This is a genomic window from Ancylobacter sp. FA202 (assembly GCF_000380205.1).
Classification (GTDB): domain Bacteria; phylum Pseudomonadota; class Alphaproteobacteria; order Rhizobiales; family Xanthobacteraceae; genus Ancylobacter.
The window spans coordinates 2,327,043-2,351,857 of sequence record NZ_KB904818.1 but is presented as its reverse complement, the minus strand read 5'-3'; the positions used below and the strand labels follow the sequence as shown (position 1 = coordinate 2,351,857).

At 65.6% G+C, this 24,815-nt stretch carries 11 protein-coding genes; 5 read left to right on the top strand and 6 right to left on the bottom strand.

The window, feature by feature from the left end; all coding sequences use genetic code 11:
* Positions 1 to 180: 180 nt before the first annotated feature.
* Positions 181 to 4,290 (bottom strand): ATP-binding protein, encoded by a 4,110-nt coding sequence (locus A3M1_RS0110575; protein ID WP_198291127.1) that lies wholly within the window; start codon positions 4,288 to 4,290, stop codon positions 181 to 183.
* 51 nt (positions 4,291 to 4,341) lie between these two features.
* Between A3M1_RS0110575 and istA the strand changes: the two genes are divergently transcribed.
* Entirely contained in the window at positions 4,342 to 5,871 is a 1,530-nt protein-coding gene (istA, locus tag A3M1_RS0110565; protein WP_026221262.1) for an IS21 family transposase, read from the top strand.
* The gene (gene istB / locus A3M1_RS0110560) at positions 5,861 to 6,655 is read left to right on the top strand and encodes an IS21-like element helper ATPase IstB (RefSeq protein ID WP_018388938.1); all 795 of its coding nucleotides are present in this window, start codon (positions 5,861 to 5,863) and stop codon (positions 6,653 to 6,655) included. The genes istA and istB overlap by 11 nt, the downstream gene beginning before the upstream one ends.
* A 64-nt stretch (positions 6,656 to 6,719) precedes the next feature.
* Here the strand turns inward: istB and A3M1_RS0110555 are convergent, their stop codons facing one another.
* The 4 genes from A3M1_RS0110555 to A3M1_RS0110540 all read right to left on the bottom strand — a co-directional run bounded on the left by A3M1_RS0110555 (position 6,720) and on the right by A3M1_RS0110540 (position 13,554).
* A complete protein-coding gene (locus tag A3M1_RS0110555) occupies positions 6,720 to 7,643 on the bottom strand; it encodes a hypothetical protein (protein WP_245261635.1) in 924 nt (307 codons plus the stop codon).
* Positions 7,644 to 7,756: 113 nt separating this feature from the next.
* Positions 7,757 to 8,296 carry a hypothetical protein gene (locus A3M1_RS0110550; protein WP_018388936.1) on the bottom strand — a complete coding sequence of 180 codons (540 nt, stop codon included), beginning with the start codon at positions 8,294 to 8,296 and terminating at the stop codon, positions 7,757 to 7,759.
* Positions 8,297 to 8,353: 57 nt separating this feature from the next.
* The gene (locus tag A3M1_RS0110545) at positions 8,354 to 9,580 is read right to left on the bottom strand and encodes a hypothetical protein (RefSeq protein WP_018388935.1); all 1,227 of its coding nucleotides are present in this window, start codon (positions 9,578 to 9,580) and stop codon (positions 8,354 to 8,356) included.
* A complete protein-coding gene (locus A3M1_RS0110540; protein WP_018388934.1) occupies positions 9,580 to 13,554 on the bottom strand; it encodes an NERD domain-containing protein kinase family protein in 3,975 nt (1,324 codons plus the stop codon). The genes A3M1_RS0110545 and A3M1_RS0110540 overlap by 1 nt, the downstream gene beginning before the upstream one ends.
* Before the next feature lie 704 nt (positions 13,555 to 14,258).
* Between A3M1_RS0110540 and A3M1_RS26690 the strand changes: the two genes are divergently transcribed.
* Together A3M1_RS26690 and A3M1_RS0110530 are read left to right on the top strand one after the other, a co-directional pair.
* A complete protein-coding gene (locus A3M1_RS26690; RefSeq protein WP_018388933.1) occupies positions 14,259 to 14,417 on the top strand; it encodes a hypothetical protein in 159 nt (52 codons plus the stop codon).
* Positions 14,418 to 14,592: 175 nt separating this feature from the next.
* Entirely contained in the window at positions 14,593 to 23,082 is an 8,490-nt protein-coding gene (locus A3M1_RS0110530; RefSeq protein WP_018388932.1) for a GH36-type glycosyl hydrolase domain-containing protein, read from the top strand.
* On the opposite strand, the gene A3M1_RS0110525 is transcribed toward A3M1_RS0110530, so the two are convergent.
* The gene (locus A3M1_RS0110525) at positions 23,060 to 23,386 is read right to left on the bottom strand and encodes a hypothetical protein (protein WP_026221261.1); all 327 of its coding nucleotides are present in this window, start codon (positions 23,384 to 23,386) and stop codon (positions 23,060 to 23,062) included. The genes A3M1_RS0110530 and A3M1_RS0110525 overlap by 23 nt on opposite strands.
* Positions 23,387 to 23,628: 242 nt before the next feature.
* Here A3M1_RS0110525 and A3M1_RS0110520 point away from each other — a divergent pair, with 242 nt between their 5' ends.
* Entirely contained in the window at positions 23,629 to 24,804 is a 1,176-nt protein-coding gene (locus A3M1_RS0110520) for an efflux RND transporter periplasmic adaptor subunit (protein ID WP_018388930.1), read from the top strand.
* The last annotated feature ends 11 nt before the right edge of the window (positions 24,805 to 24,815 follow it).

Below are 24,815 nucleotides of genomic sequence, written 5' to 3'. Positions count from 1 at the left end.
ATGCATACTCACAAGCCACTCGCGGCGCAGTCGCGCTGCAGTCGAACATCAATCAAAGATGCGAACGAGTGTCCGCTCCCGTGCTGAAACATTGCAACAAAACTGCCGTCGAGCCGCGCCAAGCGCGCAGCTTCTTCACGCGTCAGCTGCATCCTTATTCGGACGCTGATGGTTTTCCCGCTACACTGAGGCCAGTCTTACCAAGCTCGGCTTCGACGCCGCCGCCGAGAAGAACATCGCATGGTAAGGTTCGAGGGCCTTGAGGCGGTCCGTCGTTCGCTGCTGGTCTGCTGTCGGACCCGTGTTGCGCGCGAGCGTTCGGGCGTCGACTTCCGTGACGCGTAGGACCAGATAGTTCGCGATGGCCTCGAACAGGCCGCCGTCAAAGTCGCGCACGCCTTGCGACGCCAACGCCAGTGCTAGACCGTACTTGCGACACTCCTTGGCGAAGCGCGGGATCAGCTTCAGTTTCGCCGCCCTATGGGCCTCATCGAAGATGATCGCATGGGTAATGCCCTGCTGCACGCCGCGCCGGAACATGTCCTTGTAGAGGCTGTACAAAACGAAGGCGGCGAACGCTCTCTGAATCAGATCGTTGGTGCTGAGATGCACCCGTATCAGCGTCGGCTCCCGATTCGAAAGGACGCCCGAAGCGCCGTCGCCTCCATCGAAGAAGCCGTAGTCATCGAGCTCTTGAAGGCGGGCCAGGAGGTTCTGGTTAGGTTTGGGCCGAGACTTCAGAACGTCCAAGAACGTGCGGAACTTCGGCGGCTCCGGTTTCGGCTCGCGGCGCTCACTCCAGCCTAGGTCATCATAGCTTTGCTTTATCGCTCCGCGCAGCTCCTCGAGCTGGATCTCGCCCAAATCAGGGAAAATCGAGGCGAAGATGTCCCGCAGCGTCCCAGCGACATCAATGTAAGCCATAGGTCCGGGGGCGTCGACCCGGAGCGGGTTGAAACCTAGGCCGTCGAAATCAATCGTCCGCATCGGGCCGATGGCCTCGGCGAGTTTATCGTCGATGTCGTCGTGATACGAAAAGATGACAGGCGCGATCCCAGCGGCGGTCAGCTGTTTAGCGATATTGATCAACGCCGTGGTCTTCCCCATTCCGGGCAGTCCCACCATCATCAGATGCGGATTGCTCCTGATCGACACCGACCAGTCGACGGGCATGTGCGTTAGCGATTCACCCAGACGGACATCGACCGGGCCGGCGACGTCAGTTGACCCCATTGGCGGCACCGCAACGGTCGTGACGGGCTCGGGCCTTGGGGCCAGGTCGTGCGGGGTTGAAGTGCCGCCCGTATCTTCGCGCTCGCCCTTGTCATTCCCACCGGGAGACGTGTCCGTGTCGTTCCCGGACGAAAGCTCAAGGGTCGCTTCTCTGACCCTGGGATCGGGCTCCGTCGGCACGGCAGCGGAGCCCGCGGTCACCGGGGCACCCAACGGCGCCTCGGTCGGGGGTTCAGCGGTGCCCTCCCACGGAACGGACGGCATCATGATGGCGACGTCGGCACCGCCGGTTTCATCGGGAAGCATGGTCGGCCCAAACAGCCACAACCGAGTTTCGCTGCGGTCCGAATGAACCAGCTCGACCTGACCGGAGCGATGCTCCGGGCAGAAGATATAGCCGATATCCGGATCGACGACCGTACCGGGCTGATAGGCCTCTTTGAGCACCACCTGGTCGATTTCAGCGTTCAGTCTGGCGCAGGCCTGGGGCGTCAGTCGATGACGCCCCGCGCGGTCGACATAAAAGCGCATGAGCTTAGCTAGCTGCGCGCGGCGAACCACCCGGTCAAGCGGTTCGAGACCGTCCTCGAAGAACCAGTTCATCCATCGTTCGCGGAGCTCGCCAGTCTGCGCGACCATATGGGCCAGCATGTCTGGCTGGCGAGCGGTCCGCAGGTGCTGTCGATGTTTGACTTCAACAAAACGGAACTCAAGAGGACCGCGGGCGGGCGCGCTCACGTGGATGAAGTCGGCGCGGCGTGCGGTCTCACCGTCCGCAGCCGGGGTGTTCACGATCGGCGCATGATCGGCGATTTCATCGACAGGAATGAGGACACCCTGGGCGACGTTCAACCAGGGGCCCTTCTGCTCCCCCCCAGCAACGCAATGGGCGTACATCAGGGCCAAAGCGACCAACTCGCCCGTGCGCGTTCCTCCATCCGCCAGCCGGATCGCTAGCCGACCGCTGAGGGCCTTCAGCTGACTGACGAGGAACCGGCTGTTCCGCTCGCTGCTGCTCAAGCCCATATCGCCGAGGGCTTCGTCGACGAGATCACGCACCGCATCGAGGTTCGTCGTCGAGGTGACCAGCTGGATGGCCGTCAGATCCGAGCGTTCAGGGACGGTGTCGATGACGAACCGCTCGTAGGCGTCCGGCGATTGCTGAGGCGAGTCGAAATAATCAAGAGCCGCGTTGCGATCGAGGGTGACGACCCAGTCGCTCTGTTCGTGCATCTTCTCAACCCGCCGCCGGTCTTCGACCGAAAGCCTCGTCTTCAACACCGGCCAGTCGTCGTTCGACCCGCCCAGAGCGCGGGCGGTCGCACGAGCCGTAGCGCGATCGATACGACGCAACCGATCACTTGCGGTTCGGTTGTCCGGGCTGGCCTCGCCGCCCAACTCGGGCGCGGCGTAAGTCATCCATTCCATTTCTGCTTCAGGGACTGAGCGCCGTTCAAGCGTACGCAGCAGGCCCCAGGCGTGCAAGGGCCGTTGATCCGCCACCGTCGATATCGGGACCGTCGCCAGATGGGTTTCGAAGAGATCGAACGCCAGACTGACGTGAGCGGAACCCACGCCGCTCCAGGCGGCGTCGTCGTCGATTTGAGGTTCTTCATGTTTCGCCCACCGCAGTCGAGGCAGAAGGACATCTCCGGGTCGGGCGGCCGTGTCGGCTAACCAGCGATCTCGTGGGTCGAGCACCTGTCCTCCGGCTCGGCGACGCTGGCCCACGCTCGACAAAAACTGGCCCGCGCCCTTGGCGTTAGGACCATGAAAAAGATCCAGGGTGAAGCAGAGCGGCGAGGAGGCCTCTTCGTCCTCGTTCAAACCGCGAGCCACAAGCGTCTGGCCCAGGGCGCGGGCAACGGTGAGCCCATCGCCCGCACGCCAGGCCTGGATCGCCAGCAGGTCGGGGCGTTCCCCGCTCGCGCCGCCGTAACAGTCCAGATAATGGCCCAGTTCACGCGCGATGGCCGTAGCGCTCGCCTGGCCGATCGAAGGAACCGCCGTGATCCCCGCGCTGAGGCAGGCCGCGAGAAGTGCCGTCGCCGCCTTTGGCTCGCGTTCTCCATCGACGATCATGGCGAGGGCGTGAAAGCCAATGACATCAGCAAAGACGAAACAGCTCGCTCCACCGCTTCCTGGGAGCGCGAAGGGGAAGAACGCCGAGTCGATCGGCTGTACCGTCTTTTGGATCTGGCTCGGAGAAAGAGCCTGTTCGTAGCGAGCGTGGACAACCACCTGATCGTAGTGGGCGTGCCAAGCGAACCGGAGGGGATGTAATGGAGTGACCAGCAGTCCGATCACAGCCCCCGACTGGGCGCGCACTTCGACTGTCCCATGCAGAGCGAGCGCGGGGGCGCCGGCGTCGAGCGCCTTTTCCCACGCGTTGATGTAGTTGTCCGCCGCCGACCAGCCGTGGGCGATCACACGGCCGAGCAGACCCGCGCTCCCCAGTTCGGCGGCCAGTTTGCGGCTGGCGTCCCGTGCGCGCTCGGTCGCGGCGCTCTGGTCGGCGGGCTCAAGCTCGACGAACTGGGGCGGACCGACGGGCGAGCCATCGGCCCTCACGACCTGGATCCAGTAGCCGATCGCGCCGCCACGTTGGATCCAGTCTCTCTCCATGTCGCGCAGCAAGGCCGGGCGGAACACGCGCGCGCCTCTCGTAGCGGCATCGCCCCTCCAAGTCAGGAAGCCCTTCTTGTCTTCGACCGCCCGATCCCGAGCCTCAACGCCTCCGATCAGTCGATCGAAGTCCGCGCGATCGGCTACGCCGATCGCTCCCTCCACCAACGTCCGAACTTCCTGGCCCGAGGCGCTGGTCAATTGCGTGGCGGCGACACCGAACTCGAGCGTGAAGGCTTCGCTTTGTACCGGCCCGACCGTTCCCTGACCGACGGCCTCGACCACCACCACGGCGTCGAATTTTTCATTCCCTTCGAGATCCTCGAAATCATCGACCGTGATGACAACCTGTTGCGTGCGGTGGTCGCGATGTTGAATTCCATTGAGATCTGACCCGTCTGCCGGGGATTTTTCCATCGAGAAGTGACCCATGTTTTCACCACGTCTCACGCGGGCTACGCGGGGGACAGCGGAGTGATCGACATGGAGTTATTGAGCGTCATCAGACGCTGGCATCATCGGGATCGTCGCTCGATCCGAGAGATATCCCGCAGCACCGGCCTCTCGAGGAACACCGTGCGCAAGTATCTGCGGGCGGACAGCGTCGAGCCGCAGTTTCAGGCTCCTGACCGGCCGAGCAAACTCGATCCCTATGCCGACAAGCTTGCGGCGATGCTGCAGGTCGAGGCTGGCGAGTCGCGTAAGCACAAGCGCACGGTGAAGCAGCTGCACGCCGATCTTGTGACGCTGGGCTATGAGGGATCGTACAATCGGGTGGCGGCCTTCGCCCGGGACTGGAAGGCAGCCCGGCTGCGCGAGCAGCAGACCAGCGGCCGCGGCACCTTCGTGCCGCTGGCTTTTGTGCCCGGAGAGGCCTTCCAGTTCGACTGGTCTGAGGACTGGGCGATCATCGCCGGCGAGCGCACCAAGCTGCAGGTCGCTCATGTGAAGCTGTCCTACAGCCGCGCCTTCATGCTGCGCGCCTACCCACTCCAGACCCATGAGATGCTGTTCGATGCCCATAACCACGCCTTCCGGGTTTTCGGCGGCGTGCCGCGGCGGGGCATTTACGACAACATGAAAACGGCCGTCGACAAGGTCGGCCGTGGCAAGCAGCGCCAGGTCAACATCCGCTTCTCGGCCATGGTGAGCCACCTCCTGTTCGAGGCCGAGTTTTGCAATCCGGCCTCGGGCTGGGAGAAGGGGCAGATCGAGAAGAACGTACAGGATGCCCGCCATCGGCTCTGGCAGCCCCTGCCCAACGTCCCGTCCCTGGCAGCCTTGAATGACTGGCTGGAGAAGCGATGCCGGGAGTTGTGGTCACAGATCGAGCATGGCTCGCAACCCGGTACGATCGCCGATGTGTGGGCCGAAGAGGTCCGGCACCTTATGGCGATGCCCCGCCCCTTCGACGGCTTCGTCGAGCACACCAAACGGGTGACGCCAACCTGCTTGGTTCATCTGGAGCGCAATCGATACAGCGTGCCGGCGTCCTTCGCCAATCGACCCGTCAGCTTGCGCGTCTATCCCGACCGGATCGTCATCGTCGCCGAGGGGCACGCGATCTGCGAGCATCGCCGAGCCTTTGTCCGATCTCATGATCGCCAGAGCCAGACGATCTACGACTGGCGGCACTATCTGGCGGTCGTCCAGCGCAAACCCGGAGCCCTGCGGAACGGGGCTCCCTTCGCCGAGATGCCAACTGCCTTCCGTTCCCTCCAGCAACATCTGCTCAAAACACCGGGTGGCGACCGCGAGATGGTCGAGATCCTGTCCCTGGTCTTGCAGCATGACGAACAGGTCGTGCTCACGGCCGTCGAGTTGGCATGCAAGGCCGGCGTGCCGACCAAGACCCACATCCTCAACCTTCTGCACCGACTGATCGATGGTACGCCGCTGACCACACCAACGATCGACGCCCCTCAGGCCCTCACGCTGACCACCGAACCGCAGGCCAACGTCGAACGCTATGACGCCCTGCGGCGGGCCAGGGAGGTGCGCCATGCGTCATAATCCGGCCAGCGGGGCTATCGTCATCATGTTGCGCAGCCTCAAGATGCACGGCATGGCCCAAGCCGTTAGCGAACTGACGGAACAAGGCTCTCCGGCCTTCGAGACCGCCATGCCGATCCTATCGCAGTTGCTGAAGGCCGAGACCGCCGAGCGGGAGGTCCGATCAACGGCCTATCAGCTCAAGACCGCACGCTTCCCGGCCTACCGCGACCTCAATGGCTTCGACTTCGCCAGCAGCGAGGTCAATGAAGCACTCGTTCGCCAGCTCCACCGCTGTGAGTTCCTCGACGAGGCCCATAACGTCGTCCTCGTCGGCGGTCCCGGCACCGGCAAGACGCACATCGCAACGGCGCTGGGCGTTCAGGCCGTCGAGCACCATCACAAGCGGATCCGCTTCTTCTCCACCGTCGAACTCGTCAATGCCCTCGAACAGGAAAAGGCCCAGGGAAAAGCCGGACAGATCGCCACCAGGCTCGCGCACTCCGATCTCGTCATCCTCGATGAGCTCGGCTATCTGCCCTTCAGCGCATCAGGCGGCGCCTTGCTCTTCCACCTGCTGAGCAAGCTTTATGAGCGCACCAGCGTCGTCATCACCACCAATCTCAGCTTCTCGGAATGGGCCACCGTCTTCGGCGACGCCAAGATGACCACGGCCCTGCTCGACCGCCTTACCCATCACTGCCACATCCTGGAGACCGGGAACGACAGTTTCCGTTTCCGGAATAGCTCGGCAAAACCCGCCAAAACAACCAAGGAGAAATCCAGGAACTTGACCGCCACCTGACCACAGACCACCATCCGGCCGGGTCACTTCTCAGTGGAAATCCAGGGTCAAATCTCCGCGGAAATCAACAGTCGCGATGATGAACGATGCGATCGGCGAGAACATCTTCGCCGGCGATCACGGAAACACGATAATCGATGTCGCCTGCGACCAGATCCTCCGGATCCGTAGTCCAACGGATCGTAAGCTTTGCGCGATTCTTCGTCGGCGCCGATCGATCCAATATCAGCCGGGGCGTCAATCCATCGCCCTCCGGCTTGTTCAAGCCAGACCATTTGAGGATTCCACCTCTCGCGTCGCGCCAAGGCGCCAGTTGGATCCTGCGAAGCTCCTCGCTCGCGAACCCGGGTTGGATCGGGCCGAGCCAAAGCTCAGGCTGATGCTCAATATGGCGAGCCGCTTCTTCCGGGCTCATTCCAGACACGAGGCGAAGCGCCTGCTCCAACTGAGCCGCCTTTTCCGCGGACCCTTCCAGGCGCAGCCCGTGCACCCGTTCAGCGATCGCGCGCGTGTCGCTTACATAGAGGAGCCGGTCGGCCAGTTCGGCCGAAAGGTCGAGCTCGCTTGTCGAGGGGTCGTCATCGCTGGCGATGGGCCACAGGCCCAACCGAGCCAGAGCTCGTCCCGCGTTTTGCTTGGCGTTGACGTAGAAATCGAATTTGGACCAGGGGGTAAGCCGCCGCCGCCGGCCGAGGCGCTCGGCCCGCGTGATGGCGGCGTCGAGAACAGGCATTCGGCCGAAGAAGGGTCTGCGGGCGAGCCTCAGGGCTTCGCCAAACAACTCGGTCTCGCTGATTTCGCGCCCGGCGCTGTAAATCCCGTCAAGACCGGCGCCCGCGCGCAGAGGATCGATCAGCAGAAGGGCTGCTTCCGCCTTATCTTCGCGTTGCTCCACCGCTTGGTCGGCGGAGATGCGGCGCTGGCCAGGCGCATCGACCACCGCGTTTACGGTCCAGCCGGGAACGACAAAGGCGTCGCTCTCAACCATGGCGTCAATCTGATCAGACGGCAGACACCGTAGAAACGCCACCGCGCCGGGGGTCGGCACGCCCAGGCGATTTGTAAGCGCCTGAGCCAAGAGCTGGACATGTTGAGGTCCCATCAGGCGGCATCCCCTCGCCCGGTGGCGTCTTGTTGGGCAAGATATCGCCCTTTGATCTTCTTCATCCGCTCAGCGTCGTTGACGCCGGTCAGGAGCCCGAGATCACGAAGCCGTCGCTCGAGCATACGGCGGTTGCGCTGCAGGACGTCGCTCGGAACGGACATGTTTGGCGGCGCCCGATCAACGAAGAAGCCGTAACGTTCGCGTAGGATGTGAAGAAAGGCCGGATAAGATAGGATCTGCTCCTTGCGACCCTTTCCGGTCTTTCGAATGTGCCGGTGCACCAGATATTCGATGACGGGATTGGTCAGGACGAGCGACAGGGCGTCGCCGCGGCGTCCCTGCCCCTTTCTCCGTGTTTGATGGATCATCACCTTCCGTCGCTTCGCCAGGCCATTGACGTCATCGATCATCAGGGCCGACGATAGGAAGTTGTTTAGGCGCTCGGTGCCGCTTCCGGAAGCGCCGGCGAAGGCCGCCGCGAGGGCCTCTGCGAGAGCTCGCCCGGGATCGCCTCCGTTTACTTCCTCGCCGAGCAATGTGCGCAGTTCGAGATCCTCGGCGGCGGCGGCGGCGTCGCGCAGTTTACGCGCAGTTCAGGCGAAATATCGTCGCGCGTCTTTTGCCTCCTCGTGGTCGCCGTTTAGAACGCTACCGGTGAGATTAAGCCAATCCGTGGCGTCCGGCGACGTGGACGGAAGAGTTTTGCGGTCGATCTCGGATTCGCTTCGCACGTAATGGTCGAGCAGCCGGGCGTACATGAGGACGGATGGGAGACGGTTCAGGGCCTGTCGAACCAGGAAGCCGGATTCCTCCGAGGCCGCGCGAAGCACGGGGTCCGACCCGCTCGAACAGTCGAAAAAGAGCGGGAATTTGGGCGCTTCAGCGACATCCGGAATGACGCCGGTCACGCTCCAACGGTTCATAACTTCGACGGCGCCCGTCACGATGGTCGTCAGCCCGACGGCGATCGCGGACTCCAGCATCTGAAGCAGAGCAGGTCGCGGCATCGAGGCCGCTGACGCGTAGCAGTCCAGAAAAACGAGGAGATCTTCGCGAAAACTGTCGGCGGCGCATTTGGCGATCGGTCGTTGGTTCGGTATCGGGCCAGGATTGTTCCGACCGATCGCCTTGGCCGGCGCCTCGCCGCAGCCTTGGGCCAGGCGAACGGTCAACAGCTGATCGAGGGGAAGAGGATAGGTTTCGTCCAGAGCATCGGACCGAAGGTTGCTCTTGTGCTCTCCGGTCGTCGCGGTTCCGGGCGCTAGGGCGCGCAAGAGGTCGTTGTCCTGAATGCGAGCGCCGACGACGTATCGGCCCCGCTCGGCGAACGGCTCGACGGTTTCTCCACTGCTCTGATCGCTGAGCAGCGCCGTCACCATCTCGGGAACGCCGCGCAGATTCGCCGCGCTGGTTGGAAGGTCGATCCAGGACGCGAAGTAGTGGTTGGCGAAGCAGCGTTGAACCTGCTCCTCGTGGGACTCTGAATGCCGTCGATTTTCCAGGATGGACGTCAGGAGAAAGTCGCCGAGGATCGCGCGGCCCGAGGGGCTGTCGAACCCATGGATGGACGGGTCGGAGACCAGTCGATCCACCGTAGAGGCGATCGTCGGGGCGCCCCCGCTCCCATAGGTCTCGGCGAACTGACCCTTCCCACGGCGGTTCCCCCACCGGAACAGATAAAGCATCATCGGCAAGACGGCGCCGACCGAAAAATCCTGCGGGACGAACGGAAAGGCCGGATAGTAGGTGCTGGTCCAAATCTGAGCTGTCATCTGACTACCCAGAACAGACTCGACCACTTGACGCGCTTCGTTCGCCATCAAGCATTCCTCGCCGTGAGAGCGATCGTCTGTCGTCCCGATCGGTCGATGACACCAAGGCGATGGACGGTATCGCCTTCGACGGGATTCCAGGCGTTCAGCCCCCTCTCGTCTTCCTGGGCGAGCCGGCTCGTGAACACGCCGAGATTGGCGAAGACATCGTCGGAGAAGGCGTCCAAGATTTGGACGCCGTCGGCGAGATCCATGAGCAGACTGTAGAGCTCAAGAGGGATGATCAGCTCCTCGCGCCCGCCGTGGGCCGGCTCATAGGCCAAAACTAGGAATCGATGAAGTGTCTCGAGTCCGACCGTGGGAAGGAAGCGCTCGGCGATTAGTGAAAAGCGCGACGCCGCCTTCTCGATCCAGAACGCGGTCTCGGTCGGGGTGCGGGGCACGACACGGATCGGGACGCGACTCGGATCTGCGTAGGCGAGATCCGGCAGGGCTTCCAATCGGGACAATCCGTTGCAGAGCCTCTGTTTGATCGATGCCTGCTCTTCCGCCGACAACAGGGGGAAACGGCGGAACTCGGCCGCCCTTCGCCCGTCGCGCAGGGTGAGGGCGTGGCTGTCTCCTCCTACCGCCTCGACCTGATCGGCCGACCACGTCAGATAGGCGCGGCGGCGAGCCTCGCGCAGAGGCAACGATCGGCCGATCACATCCCGGAAGCGACGCGCCCCATGCTTGGGATGAGGCGCTCCCTTGCCGACGAGGTAGCGATCGACCCGGGCGTGGCCTTCGAGTGCGGGGTCGAGGCGCGCCAGCTCGCGCAGGAGCTCGCCCTGGCGCGATGCCGATTGTGGGTTGAACGCATGGTCGGCTGGATCGTGCGGCTCGAGTTCAGGGTTGGCATGCAGGTCTTCACAGGCGTTCAGGCCGAACAGGATGTAGCTGATCGCCGCCTTGAGTTCACGCGCCGTGATGTGGATCTCATTGCGTTGGTGGACCGTCTGCAGCGCTTCCGTCAGGCGGTCGCGAAACCGGGCGCCGTCTGCCAGGATCGCTGCATCCGCACTGGCGCCCATCATGTCCGCGGACCGCTTCAGCGAACAGCGCGCCTGGGCCGTGCAGGTCCTGCAGGGCGACCAGACATCGGCCGCCGCCTCGCCTCCGATGAGACGATGGATGAGGTCGTCCACGAACTGGGTGGAGATCGCCCCGGCCCCCACGTCCAGACCGCCCACCAGTGAGCGGTTGTTCAACTCGACGAGCAGGACGTGGGACGCAAGGCCGTCGGATTGATGGCTGAGCGCGGCGGTCAAAGCGTCGGTCAGAGGGCGCGAGTCATTCTGGATCTCGGAATGTTCTATCCACTCCATCAGACGGCCGTCGTTGACCGCGACGAGATGCACACGACCGTCCTTCGGCGCGCCGTCGAGGAACGGCCCGAACAATTCATCCAGCAGGGCGTCGGCCGATCGCCCTTTCCAACTGGCGGCGCCATCGAGGTTGATCATCGCCTTGCGGCCGGCGAGTTCTCCGGACCAGACCCGTTCGCTCGAGGGCGGTGGATCGCCGCCAAGCGTTTGGACGAGGCGTTGCAGGAAGGCGGTTTTTCCGTCGCCAGCGTTGCCGCACAGGATGACCAGTGAAACGTCGCCCGCCCGGATCGATGCGGGTAGTGTTTGATCAAGCGCCGTCGAAACATAGGTGTTGAATGCGAACGGCGTGTCCAATCCCCGCGTCTCCGCATTGCCGAACTTCGAGCCGGGATAGGTGCTTAAGATGTCCTTGACCCGCGGGACCACGTTCGGCCTCAGCGGCGGTTGGCTGATCTGGGCCTGTGCTGAAGCCAAGGCCAGGGCGGGCTGGACGCAGGAGCCGCTTGCCGTTCTGATCGCCGACAACGCGGCACCCGCGGACTCGAATCGACGATGCGCGGGGCCGACCGCCCGATCCAGAAGCGGGATCAATCTGGGGAACTCGGTCCGCTCGACCTCCGTCCAGTCCAGTCCCTGACCGTCGGCGACGAAGGCCGGCGGACGATTGGTTAGAGCGTGATAAAGCGTGGCAGCGAGGCTGTACACGTCGTCGCGCGCGAGGATCTCGCCGCCCTCCCGACGCTCAGGCGAAGCGTAGAGCACCGTTCCGGGGCTGCGTGCGGTGCGATTGACGGGGCCGGCGAGATCGTAGTCGATCAGCACGACCTTGGTCTCGTCGACGAGGATGTTCGAAAGGCTGACGTCGCCATGCGCCCAGCCTTGACTGTGCAGCGCGTTCAATGCGTCGCAGAGCTTTTCGAACCAGCCAATCACCAGCTGTTCGGTTGTCTCGGCTCCATCCTCTTCGGCGATGAAGCTCAAGTCGCCGCACCAGGCGTTGAGCGGCGAGCCCTGGCTCCACCGCAGCAGCGTCATGAGATCGTCGGCGCTCCAAGCGCTGGCGCATTCCAGAACATTCGACAGCCCCTCGTGAAGGGAGAGGGGACGAAGCCGCTGATAGGCTTCGAGGGACGCGGGTCCAAGCTCTGGGTTGAACAGCGCCTTGCCGACGAAGGTGCCCATGGGCTCGTCCTGGGCGTCGAGCTGTTCGAGCTTGAACGTCCGGCCGACGGCGCCTTGGCCGAGGACCGATACAACCCGAAACCGGCTCTCCTTCCATCGAAAGCAATGCCCCTCGTCCCAGCGCGACGGCGGGATGGATCGTGTGCGATCGATCGCCTCGACGGCGGCGGCCTCAGTCGGAGTTTCATCCTCAAGCAGATCCAGAATATCGCCGATCGCCGGCCGGCGCGTTGGATCGCTGTCACAGCCCAGCAGGAGGATGGAACGCAGATCTTCATCGGTCTCGTCGAATAGCTCGGCGAGGATGGCGCACAGACTGTAGAGATCGGACTTCGGCGTCGCCGCAGCCAAGCCTCCGATCTTGATCTCCGGCGCGGCATAGGCGCCGAGTTGGTCGTCGGATTGGCCCGCGGCGACCGTCTGGGCGGGCGTCAGACGCGCCCACCGCCAACCCGCGAAAAGGGGGCTGTTGTCGGCGCGAACCCGCAGGCTTTCGGCGTCCAACGCCCGATGCAGAAGGGGGCCGTCCGTCCCTTGCGCGAACTCGCCGAGGGCCGAAAGAGCGCGGATCGCGAAGACCCGCCGCTGGGTACGGGTCCACTCGGACTTATGTCGCAGCGTGGCGACGGGCGTCGCCGCGCTGTCTCCGATGCTGAAGAAATACATCTCTCCGGCATAGTTCGGGATGGCCTGCCAGCTGTCCACCAGGCTCGGGAGATGCGGCGATTTCTGGAAACGCTGAATGACCTCGAACTCGCGGCGCGCTTTGCGGTCCGTGAAGGTGTGCGCCTCGCCGGCGGGGGCCGCCGACAAGTCGTAGGTGTGGAGCAGCACATGGTCGCCCGTCCAGGGGTCACGCGCCGTGAATATTCGTTGGAAATGATCCTGCTCGTCGCTCAGCAAGCGCAGTTCATCGAACCGACCCAGACGTTTCAGCCGGGCTGCGTCGGAGACGTTGTAGCGGCCCGCCAGCGCGTTGGTCAGCCTTTTGGCGTCGAGCGATCCGGCCCCCGTCGGCCCCGCGACCAGATCGGCGACGTCCCTGATTCCATAGGCGAGGATACCCATCGGGTGGCGCGGAACCTGACCGCCTTTTTTCAACGTCCCCGTCTCGCGGGTCAGAAGGAAGGCGGGGGCGACGAAGCCCAGGAAGGGCTCCACGTTGCGAAGCGTCCCGGCGATGCGCTTCGACTTGGCCACAATCAGTTCGGCTGCAGGATCTCCCAGGTCAGATCGACGCAGAGCCGATCCCTCCCAGTGCTTCACTTCCACGACCACCGCCCCACCGGGGCCGATGACGACCATGTCGATCTCGTCGGCCTGCCCTCGCAGATTAGGATGTGTCAGATTGGTCAGGACATAGGCCGAAGCATCACCGGCGCGTTTTCGGATTTCCTGATCGACCGCGTTGAACGCCTTGAGTTCGCTGCTGTTCGCGAATGGGCCGCAGGGCACATGGATTACCCGCAAGTCGTCATCCCCCGTTCCAGCGAACCGTCGAATCGCAAGCGAATTGCGCCCTCGATGTCAATAAGCCCATTTTTGTCATTCCGCGCGGTGCACTGGATCGCGCAAGTTATGATGAGCGTAGGCTGCGTCGGGCGTTGGCACAACTCAGTACGGATGACCTCAAACGGCGTTCGGGCGTTTTCTCCAGCCCACTGCGGCGCCGATGGCGTATGTCCCGATGGGCCGGAATGGTGTGACCTATATTCGTTCAAGTCGCGATCAACCCCGAAATCGAAGGCGGTCTGGCCCTCCGGAACTGACCGTGCCCGTCGACGTCGTACGGGCTGTACGACGGTATCTTCACCGTTCGAGTGGATCGGCGGGTCCTAACTGCGAAGCGATGCGAACTCGCCTTCCGAAGGGTCGGTCAAGCCTGTCGGTGGGGGACATCAGCACGCTCTCGGGACAGACGGCGGTGGCAAGCCTCGGCTCATCCTCATTGTGTCAGGTAGCCGCCGCAGCAGCTAGCTAAGCCCGGCGGAAGAGCAGGCGTTCCAAACGTCGTAAATTTGCCGACACACGTCATAGGGCTATAGCGTACACGTAGTTCTCTTTTTGGTCGCTCGTGGCCCGCCAATTCAGCCCCTGAGTGGGCCCGCCGATTTCCCGCGAGAGACCGAAGTGAGGGCACGCGGTAGCTCGCCCTTCGATCCCATGATGCGAACATGGCCTTCTCCGGCCTCGCCGGCGCGGGTGGCGGCGAAGGGAGAGCGACTGCCGACAAAGCCCGGCCGCTGACGCCGCGGCGCGTCCTCATCGACATGCAAATTTCGGGAGAGGGCTGCGTCTTCAACTCGCGGCATGATGTTCGGAAAGTGGACTGACCGCGCCCGGGGCGATGACTTCCCCACGGGCCGGGCAAATGCTGTAACGTAGGCGCCGACACAGCCAACCCGCACCTCGCTGGCCGATCCGGAACCTCTCCCGAGGCTCCGGCTTATCTGACATGGCCCGTTCCGCCCCCTCATCCCTGGCGTGATGCCGGGCTGAAAGGCTGACATGCTGGCTAAACTCCGCGCGGCTTTCGATAGTCGTTCGTCCGCGCCCTGGAGCGACACGTCCCCTGTCCGGGAGGAGCTGTTCGGCGTCGAGCGGCTTGAGCAGCATGCCGAAAGCCTCGCGGCGGCGCAGACGGTGTCGCCGCATCCCCCGCTGGTTGTCCCCTTGCAGAGCCGCCTGAACGACAATGCCCGGGCGCTGCTGGCGGCCTATCGGGCCAGTGCCGCCGAGTTGGAGGAGGGAAACGGTGTCGTGCCGGCGGCCGAGTGGCTGCTGGACAATTATCACCTCGTCGAGGAGCAGATCCGCGAGATCCGCGACGACCTGCCGCCGGGCTATTACCGCCAGCTGCCCAAGCTCGCCGCGGGCCCTTTCGCCGGCTACCCCCGTGTCTTCGGCCTCGCCTGGGCGTTCGTCGCCCATACCGACAGCCATGTCGACCCCAACAGCCTGAGGCGCTTCGTTTCGTCGTATCAATCCGTCGAGCCGCTCACCATCGGCGAGCTCTGGGCCGTGGCGATCACGCTACGGATCGTGCTGATCGAGAATCTGCGCCGGTTGACCGACCAAATCATGGTCGGCCGGCAGGCGCGGGCGCAAGCCGACGCATTGGCCAACCGGGTGCTGGAGACCGGCTTTGCCGGCTTCGCGCTCGACAGCGATATTGTGGCGCGCTCCTCCGAGCCATTGTCGGAACTGTTCGCGGCGCAACTGGCCAAGCGCCTGCGCGACCAGGATCCGCGCACCACCCCGGCGCTCGGATGGCTCGATGAGCGCCTGAAGTTGCAGGGTTCCTCGATCGACGAGGTGGTTCAGCACGCCCAGCAAAGGCAGGGGGCGTCGAATGTCACGGTGCGCAATGTCATCACCAGCATGCGCTCGATCTCCGACATTGACTGGGCGGAATGGTTCGAGAGCGTCAGCCTGGTCGACCAGACGCTGAGAGCTGCCAGCGGCTTTGACGAGATGGACTTCGCGAGCCGCAATCTCTACCGCAGCGCCATCGAGCAGCTGGCGCGCGGCTCGTCGGTCAGCGAAGTGGAGGTCGCGCGCCGCGCCCTGAGCGCCAGCGCTGATCTCGGAGAGCAGAGGTCGCGCGATCCCGGCTATCATCTGATCGCCGAAGGCCGGCTGGCGCTGGAGACGAGTATCGGCTTCCGGCCGCCGGCGCGGCTGTGGATCTCGCGGCTCAACACGCCGCTGGGCGTCCACGGTTATGCGGTGGCGGTGCTGGTCTCCACGCTTGCGCTGCTTATGCTCGCCTATGCGTGGCTCGACGTCCCCGGGGGCTTTGCCGGCTGGCTGTTGCTGCTGGCGCCGCTCGCCTTCCTGCCGGCGTCGGATGCGGCGAGCGCGCTGGTCAACCGGGGCGTGACGTATTCGTTCGGCGCCTCGCCCTTGCCGGGGCTGGAGCTTGCGGCCGGGATTCCCGCCTCCTTGCGCACGCTCGTCGTCGTGCCGACGCTCCTGACCAGCGAGGCCGATCTGCTGGAGCAGATCGAGCGACTGGAAGTTCATTATCTCACTGGCTCCAGCGGCGATCTCGCCTTCGCGCTGCTGTCGGACGGGATGGATGCCGACCAGGAAACGGTCCCGGGCGACGAGGCCCTGCTTGCCACCGCCACGGCGGCGATCGCGCAGCTCAACCGCCGCTACGGGCCGGCACCGTCGGGGCCCCGCTTCCTGCTGCTGCACCGCCACCGCGTCTGGAACGAAGGCGAAGGCAAATGGATGGGCTGGGAGCGCAAGCGCGGCAAGCTGCATGAGCTGAACCGGCTGCTGCGCGGCGCCACCGATACGAGCTTCATCGCGTTCCACGGCCAGCCGCCGCAGGTGCCCGTCGACGTGCGGTACGTCATCACGCTCGACGCCGATACCCGCCTGCCGCGCGATGCGGCGGTGCGGCTGGTCGGCAAGATGGCGCACCCGCTCAACCGGCCGCAATTCAGCGTTGCCGAGCAGCGCGTCGTGGGCGGCTACGCGATTCTGCAGCCGCGCGTGACCGCCTCGCTGCCGATCGGGCGCGACGGCTCGCTCTACCAGCGGGTCTATTCCGGCCCGGGCGGCATGGACCCCTATGCGGCGGCCGTGTCGGATGTTTATCAGGACATGTTCGGCGAGGGCTCCTACACCGGCAAGGGAATCTATGATGTCGATGCGTTCGAGGCTTCGCTCGCCGGGCGCATCAAGGAAAACGCGCTGCTGAGCCACGATCTGTTCGAGGGCATCTATGCCCGCGCCGGTCTGGCGTCCGACGTCGAGGTGGTCGAGGATTTTCCCTCGCGCTACGACGTGATCGCCAAGCGCAAGCACCGCTGGACCCGCGGCGACTGGCAGTTGCTGCCCTGGGTGTTCGGCCTGCGGTCCGGCGCGCATGCGGTGCCGACGCTCGGCCGCTGGAAGATGCTGGACAATCTGCGCCGTTCGCTGGTGATGCCCTTCACCTTCGCCGCGCTGGGTGTGAGCTGGCTGGTGCCGGCACCCTGGAATCTCCATGCCGTGCTGGCACTGATGGCAGCGATCGCGATCCCCGCCTTTCTGCCGGCGCTGTTCTCCATCGTGCCGCGCGGGGTCGGCATCCGCCTGCTCAGCCATGTGACGGCGCTGGCGGACGATCTGCGCATTGCGCTGCTGCAGACCGTGTTCACCGTCGCCTTTCTGCCCGATCAAAGCTGGCGCCTCGCCGATGCGGTGGTCCGCACGCTGTTCCGGCTGTTCGTCAGCCATAAGCACCTGCTGGAATGGACCACGGCAGCGGTGGCCAGCGCGCAGCCCCGGCTCGATCTCATCGGCTTTTACCGAGGCATGCAGGGCGGCACCGCGCTGGGGTTGGCGATGACGCTCGGCACCTTCGCCTGGGCGCCGGAATCGTGGCCGGTGATCCTGCCCTTCGCCGTGCTGTGGCTGGCCGCGCCGGCACTGGCGTTCTGGGCGAGCCGTTCGCCGCCCATCGCCAAGACGCTGGCGGTCTCACCCAATGATGCCCACGCCCTTCGGCTGATCGCCCGCCGCACCTGGCGCTTCTTCGAGACCTTCGTCACCCCGGCCGAGAACATGCTGCCGCCGGACAATTTCCAGGAGGACCCGAAGCCGGTGATCGCTCACCGCACGTCGCCGACCAATATCGGGCTCTACCTCATGTCCTCGGTGGCGGCGCGCGACTTCGGCTGGGCCGCGACGATGGAGACGGTGGAGCGACTGGAGGCGACGCTGTCGACCATGCAGCGTCTGGCGCGCTTCAAGGGGCACTTCTTCAACTGGTACGGCACGCGCGACCTGCGCGTGCTGGAGCCGGCCTATGTCTCCTCGGTCGACAGCGGCAATCTCGCCGGCCATCTTCTCGTCGTCGCCGTCGCCTGCGAGGAGTGGATCGCCGCACCTCTCACGCCTGAGGCGGAAGCCGGCATGGCGGATGCCATCGCGCTGGCACGCGAGGCGCTCGGCGTGACACAGGTGATGGCGGCCGACGAGCGCGCCGGCCAGCTTGAAGGCCTGTTCGTCGAGATCACCGCGCTGCTGCGCGGCGGACAGGGGCTGGAAGCCTCGACGCCGACATTGATACGCCTCACCGAAAAGGCGTCGCGTCTGGCCGCCGACTTGGCGCCGCCGGCGGATGAGAGCGGCGCGCCGGATCTGGTGTTCTGGACCGAACGCCTGCGCCTTGCGGTGGCCGAACACGAGCGCGATCGGCTCTACCTCGCCGATGCGCCCCGGACGCTGCGCAACCGCCTGCGCACCATCGCCCAGACCGCGCGCGACATGGCTCTGGCGATGGATTTCGCCTTCCTGCTCGATCCTGAGCGCAAGCTGCTTTCCATCGGCTACAGCGTTCCCGATAACTGCCTCGACCCGAGCTGCTACGATCTGCTGGCCTCCGAAGCGCGGCTCGCCAGCCTGTTCGCCATCGCCAAGGGCGACGCGCAGACCCGGCACTGGTTCCGGCTCGGGCGCACGGCGACGCCGCTCGGCAGCGGTTCGGCGCTGGTGTCCTGGTCCGGCTCGATGTTCGAGTATCTGATGCCCTCGCTGGTGATGCGCGCGCCGACCGGCAGTCTGCTGGAACAGACCAACCGACTGGTGGTGGGGCGCCAGCAGAGCTATGCGCGCGGGCTCGGCGTGCCCTGGGGCATCTCGGAATCCGCCTATAATGCGCGCGACCTCGAATTCACCTACCAGTACTCGAATTTCGGCGTGCCGGGCCTCGGGCTGAAGCGGGGCCTGTCGGACAATCTGGTGATCGCTCCTTACGCGACGGGGCTGGCGACCATGGTCGACCCCTCGGGGGCGCGGGAGAATTTCGCCCGGCTCGCCGACATGGGAGCCGGCGGGCGCTACGGCTTCTACGAGGCGCTGGACTTCACCCCGGCCCGCCTGCCCGACGATGCCAGCGTCGCCATCGTGCGCAACTTCATGGCCCATCACCAGGGCATGACGATCGTCGCCATCGCCAATGTGCTGGGCGGCGGGAAGATGCGGGCGCGCTTCCATCGCGAACCGATCATCCAGGCCAGCGAATTGCTGCTGCAGGAGCGCATGCCGCGCAACGTCATCGTCGCCTATCCCCGCGCCGAGGAGGTGAAGGCCTCCGCCCGGGGCGCGGCCAATGAGGCGCCGAATGTGCGTTGCCTCAAGCCACCTTCCGGCGGGGCGCCGGTGACGCATCTGCTCTCGAATGGCCGCTATGTTGTGATGGTGACGACCGCCGGCACCGGCTTCAGCCGCTGGCGCGACATTGCCGTGACCCGCTGGCGCGAGGATGCGACGCGCGACGTGCAGGGCTCGCACATCTTCCTGCGCGACAGCCAGAGCGGCGATCTCTGGTCGGCCGGTGCCCAGCCCTTCGGCGTCGCCACCGAGCATGATGACGTGGTGTTCTCCGAGGACCGCGCCGAATTCATCCACCGCAGCCCCTCGCTCATCACCACCATGGATCTGCTGGTGTCCGGCGAGGATGATGGCGAGGTGCGGCGCGTCTCGCTGACCAATAGCGGGCGACGGGCGCGCGAGATCGAGCTCACCTCCTATGCCGAGCTGGTGCTGGCAACGCCCGCGACCGACAACGCGCATCCGGCCTTTGCCAAGATGTTCGTCGAGACCGAGCACCGCCCGGAATTCGGCGCGCTCATCGCCACCCGCCGGCGGCGCTCGCCATACGAGGCCGAAATCTGGGCCGCGCATTTCGCCGTCATCGAGGGCGAGATGCTGGATCCGCCGCAATATGAGACCGATCGCGCCCGTTTTCTCGGCCGCAACCGCGAGCCGGGCGAGGCGGCGGTCATCCGCGAGGGGGCGCCGCTGTCCAACACGGTCGGCACGGTGCTCGACCCGGTGTTTGCGCTGCGCCACCGCGTGAAGGTGCCCGCCGGCCGCACCGTGCGCGTGGCCTTCTGGACGCTGGTCGCCTCCTCGCGCGAGGAACTGCTCAATCTTGTCGACAAGCATCATGACCGCAACGCCTTCGAGCGGGCGAAGACGCTGGCGTGGACGCAGGCGCAGGTGCAGCTGCGCCATCTCAACGTGAAGGCCGAGGAGGCCGCCGATTTCCAGCGCCTTGCCGCGCCGATCATCTATGCCGATGCCCGCTTCCGCGTGCCCTCGGACGTCATCGAGCGTGGCGCCGGGCCGCAATCCTCGCTCTGGCAATATTCGATCTCCGGCGATCTGCCGATCGTGCTGCTGCGCATCGACGATCTCGAGGACATGGCGCAGGTGCGCCAGCTTCTGCGCGCCCATGAATATTGGGGCATGAAGCGGCTGGCGGTCGATCTGGTCATCCTCAATGAGCACGCCTCGTCCTATGTGCAGGATCTGCAGATCGCCATCGAGACAGCCGTGCGCTCAAGCCAGTCGCGTCCGCGTTTCGGTGACGAACAGGGGCAGGGCGCGGTTCATGTGCTGCGAACCGATATGATGAGCCTGGAAGGGCGCGGCCTGTTGCAATCGGTCGCCCGTGTCGTGCTCTCGGCGCGTCGTGGCTCGATCGCCAACCAGCTGACCTATCTTCCGGCCTTCCTGCCGCGCCCGGTGGCCGATCGGCGCCGACGGGCGACGGCGCCGATGGTGACACCGGCCGAGCTGTCGCTGGAGTTCTTCAACGGGCTGGGCGGCTTCGACAAGAACGGCCGCGAATATGTCGTCCAAATGAGCGGTGAGGAAACCACCCCGGCGCCGTGGATCAACGTGATCGCCGGCAACGCTTTCGGCTTCCAGGTCTCGGCGGACGGCAGCGGCTACACATGGGCGCAGAACAGCCGCGAAAACCAGCTGACCCAGTGGTCGAATGACCCGGTCGCCGACCCGATCGGCGAGGCGCTCTATGTCCGGGACGAGGCGACCGGTGATGTCTGGAGCCCGACCGCGCTGCCCATTCGCGACGGCGGCAGCTACATCGCCCGCCACGGTTTCGGCTATTCCAGCTTTTCGCACGAGGCCAACGGCGTCGCGCTCGACCTGTTGCAGTATGTGCCGCTGGCCGACCCGATCAAGATCTCGCGCCTGACGCTGACCAACCGTTCCGACAGGGTGCGTCGCCTCACGGTGACGGCCTATGTCGAATGGGTGCTCGGCACGGTGCGCGGGGCATCGGCGCCGTTCATCGCCACCGAGATGGATCTCGCCACCGGCGCGATGTTTGCCCGCAATTCCTGGAGCGCGATCGGCAATGGGCGGGTCGCTTTCGCCGATCTCGGCGGCACGCAGACCGGCTGGACCGCCGACCGCACCGAGTTCCTCGGCCGCAAGGGCGAGGTCTCGGCACCGGCGGCGCTGATGGGCAAGGTGCCGCTCTCCGGCAAGACCGGCGCCGGGCTCGACCCCTGCGCGGCGCTGCAGAGGCTTGTCGTGCTGCAGCCCGGGCAAAGCGTCGAGATCGTCGCAACGCTCGGCCAATGCCGCACGGCGGACGAGGCGCGGGTGCTGATCGCCCGCTACCGCGCGACCAATCTCGATGCGGTGCTGAAGAGCGTCACCGATCATTGGGACCGGCTGCTCGGCGCGGTCGAGGTGAAGACGCCGGACCGCGCCACCGAAATCATGCTGAATGGCTGGCTGCTGTACCAGACCATCGCCTGCCGCATCCGGGCGCGCTCGGCCTTCTACCAGGCAAGCGGGGCCTATGGCTTCCGCGACCAGCTGCAGGACGGCATGGCGCTGAGTTTCGCGCAGCCGGAGGAGACCCGCCGCCATCTGCTGCGCGCCGCCGCCCGGCAGTTCGTCGAGGGCGACGTGCAGCATTGGTGGCTGCCGCATTCCGGCCAGGGCGTACGCACCCGCATTTCCGACGATCGGGTCTGGCTCGCCTATGCCGCCGCCACCTATGTCGCGTCCGCCGGCGACGCGGGCGTGCTGGACGAGCCGGTGGCGTTCCTGGAGGGGCCGCCGCTGCGGGCCGGCGAGCACGATGCGTTCTTCCAGCCGATGCCCTCGCCGGAGAGCGCCTCGCTGTTCGAGCACTGCGCGCGCGGGCTCGACCAATGCGTCGAACTCACCGGCGCTCACGGCCTGCCGCTGATGGGCACCGGCGACTGGAACGACGGCATGAACCGGGTCGGAGAGGGCGGCAAGGGCGAGAGCGTGTGGCTCGGCTGGCTGTTCATCCGCACGGTCGAGATGTTCGCCCCGCTCGCCGAGGCGCGCGATCCGCTGCGCACCGCGCGCTGGCGCACCCATGCGGCGTCCGTGCGCGCGGCGATCGAGCGCCACGCCTGGGACGGCGCGTGGTACCGCCGCGCCACCTATGATGACGGCTCCTGGCTCGGCTCCAGCGCCAATGACGAGTGCCGCATCGATTCCATCGCCCAATCCTGGGCGGTGCTGTCGGGTGCGGCCGAGGCGAGCCGCGCGGCGCAGGCCATGGGCTCGCTGGAGCAGCATCTGGTGCGCCGCGAGGAGGGCATCGCGCTGCTGTTCACGCCGCCCTTCAAGAACACGCTGCGCGATCCCGGCTATATCAAGGGCTACCCGCCGGGCCTGCGCGAGAATGGCGGGCAATACAGCCATGCCGCCATGTGGGCGATCCTCGCCTTCGCCAAGCTCGGCGACGGCGCGAAGGCGCACGAGCTGTTCGCGCTGCTCAACCCCATCAACCATGGCCGCTCGCCCGGCCAGGTCGCGACCTACAAGGTCGAGCCCTATGTGCTGGCGGCGGACGTCTACTCGGTCGCGCCCCATGCCGGGCGCGGCGGCTGGAGCTGGTACACCGGCTCGGCCGCCTGGATGTACCGCGCCGGCATCGAGGGCATTCTCGGCATCAGGAAGCAGGGCGCGCATCTCGCCGTATCGCCCTGTATTCCCGAGGACTGGCCGGGATTCGAGGCGCGGGTGACGATTGCCGGCACGTGCTACGAGATCGTCGTCGGGCCGGCGCGGGAAGACCCGGCGAATGTCATGGCGCAGCTGGACGGCGTCGCGGTGGCGCGCGTCGATGGCGCGTTTCGCGTGCCGCTGGACGGCACCGCGCATCGGCTGGTCATCGGCGGGTTTGGCACCTGATGTTTGCAATAGAACCGCGCATCGGAAAACCCATCTGGCTATGTTTCTTCCGGGCTCGGGCGGTGATGGATCGGGCGGCGTCGGTGAGGTTGAGCCAGGGCCCGACGCCATCGGCGGCGGGTCTGAACACCGGGATGCGATAGGTGGGCCGCACGGAGGTGACAGGCTCACGCATCCAGCGATTGCCATTGCCGGTCTTCGGGCATTTGCGATTGAGAAGACCGTCGCCAACCTGAACCCGCTGCGCGAGCGCGCGGAGATGGTCGCGGCGGTCGCCGCCTTCCAGGCGGATGCAATGACGCACGGATCGCTCCTGCCATGGTCGAACGCCGTGGCGAGGAGGTGCGGCGGCGGAATGCGGTGGAGCTGCCCGATCCCCGCGCGCCCACCGTCCCAATCATCCTTGGGGACACTACGGATGTCATTATAATACCGTATAGGGGAGTTGAGTCGTGGGCGTTTGGCCGGCATCCGCCGGCGCGCGCGGCTGCGGAAGGAAGGGCTGGGATGGAACAGGGATGCGCCTCTTCGTGCCGGTGGGTCCGCTTGCTTGGCGGCGTCGCCATCGCCTTCCTGCTCGCCGGCTGCAACGAGCCGAACAGCTTCGCCGCGCCCCCGCCCGCCAAGGTCACGGTCGCCACGCCGACCCAGGCGCCGGTGACGCTCTATGCCGAGTTCACCGGCAAGACCGCCCCCTCGCAGGAGGTGAATCTGGACGCCCGCGTGCAGGGCTATCTCACCGCCATCGGCTATGGCGACGGCGAGGCGGTTCGCAAAGACCGGGTGCTGTTCGAGATCGAGCCAGACCAGTACCGCGACCAGGTGGCCCTGCAGGAGGCGAACCTCACCATCGCCCAGGCCAAGGCCGCCAATGCGCAGACCGAATATGACCGGCAGGCCGATCTCGGTCAGAAGCAGGTGTCGAGCCAGCGCAGCGTCGACGATGCGCGCGCCACGCTCGACGCCGTCAGGGGACAGGTGGCGGCCGACGAGGCCAGCCTCGCCCTCGCCCGGCTGACGCTGAGCTACACCACGATCCGCGCGCCGTTTGACGGGGTGGTGACGCGCCATCTCGTCGATGCCGGATCGCTGGTCGGCTCCTCCGCCCCAACCAAGCTTGCCACCCTCCTTCGGGTCGATCCGCTTCATGTCTATTTCAACATGAGCGAGCAGCAGCAGATCGCCATGCGCGATGCGCTGGCGGCGCAGGGCAAGAGCCTCCGCGACGTGCGCGAGAGCAAGCTCCAGCCGCCGGTCGAGATCGCGCTGGCCGGGGCCGCCAGCTACGCCTATGCCGGCGTCATCGACTACATCGCCCCGCAGCTCGACGGCGCCACCGGCACGCTGCAAATGCGCGCGGCACTGCCCAACAAGGATGTGGAGCTTATCCCCGGCCAGTTCGTGCGGGTGCGGGTGGCGATCGGCACGCTCGACAACGCCCTGCTGGTGGACGACACGGCGGTGCAGGCCAACCAGGCCGGCAGCTATGTGATGGTGGTCGGCGCCGACAATCTGGTGGAGCAGCGCGCTGTCACCACCGGCCCGGTCGAGGGGCAGCTGCGCGTCATCGCCAAGGGCCTGAGCACCGACGACAAGGTGGTGATCGGTTCACTCCAGCGCGCCGTCGCGGGCAAGAGCGTCACACCCGTTGCCGGCGCCATGGCCGCTCTCCCGCAGGCCTCTCCCGCTTCGACGACCGCGAGCGCCACGAAGGCTCCCTGACACCCGGCAGT

Bases quoted from the DNA above. Each gene is read 5' to 3' on its own strand.
- A3M1_RS0110575 (WP_198291127.1), bottom strand. From the start codon at position 4,290: ATGGGTCACTTCTCGATGGAAAAATCCCCGGCAGACGGGTCAGATCTC.
- istA (WP_026221262.1), top strand. From the start codon at position 4,342: ATGGAGTTATTGAGCGTCATCAGACGCTGGCATCATCGGGATCGTCGC.
- istB (WP_018388938.1), top strand. From the start codon at position 5,861: ATGCGTCATAATCCGGCCAGCGGGGCTATCGTCATCATGTTGCGCAGC.
- A3M1_RS0110555 (WP_245261635.1), bottom strand. From the start codon at position 7,643: ATGGTTGAGAGCGACGCCTTTGTCGTTCCCGGCTGGACCGTAAACGCG.
- A3M1_RS0110545 (WP_018388935.1), bottom strand. From the start codon at position 9,580: ATGGCGAACGAAGCGCGTCAAGTGGTCGAGTCTGTTCTGGGTAGTCAG.
- A3M1_RS26690 (WP_018388933.1), top strand. From the start codon at position 14,259: ATGGCCTTCTCCGGCCTCGCCGGCGCGGGTGGCGGCGAAGGGAGAGCG.
- A3M1_RS0110530 (WP_018388932.1), top strand. From the start codon at position 14,593: ATGCTGGCTAAACTCCGCGCGGCTTTCGATAGTCGTTCGTCCGCGCCC.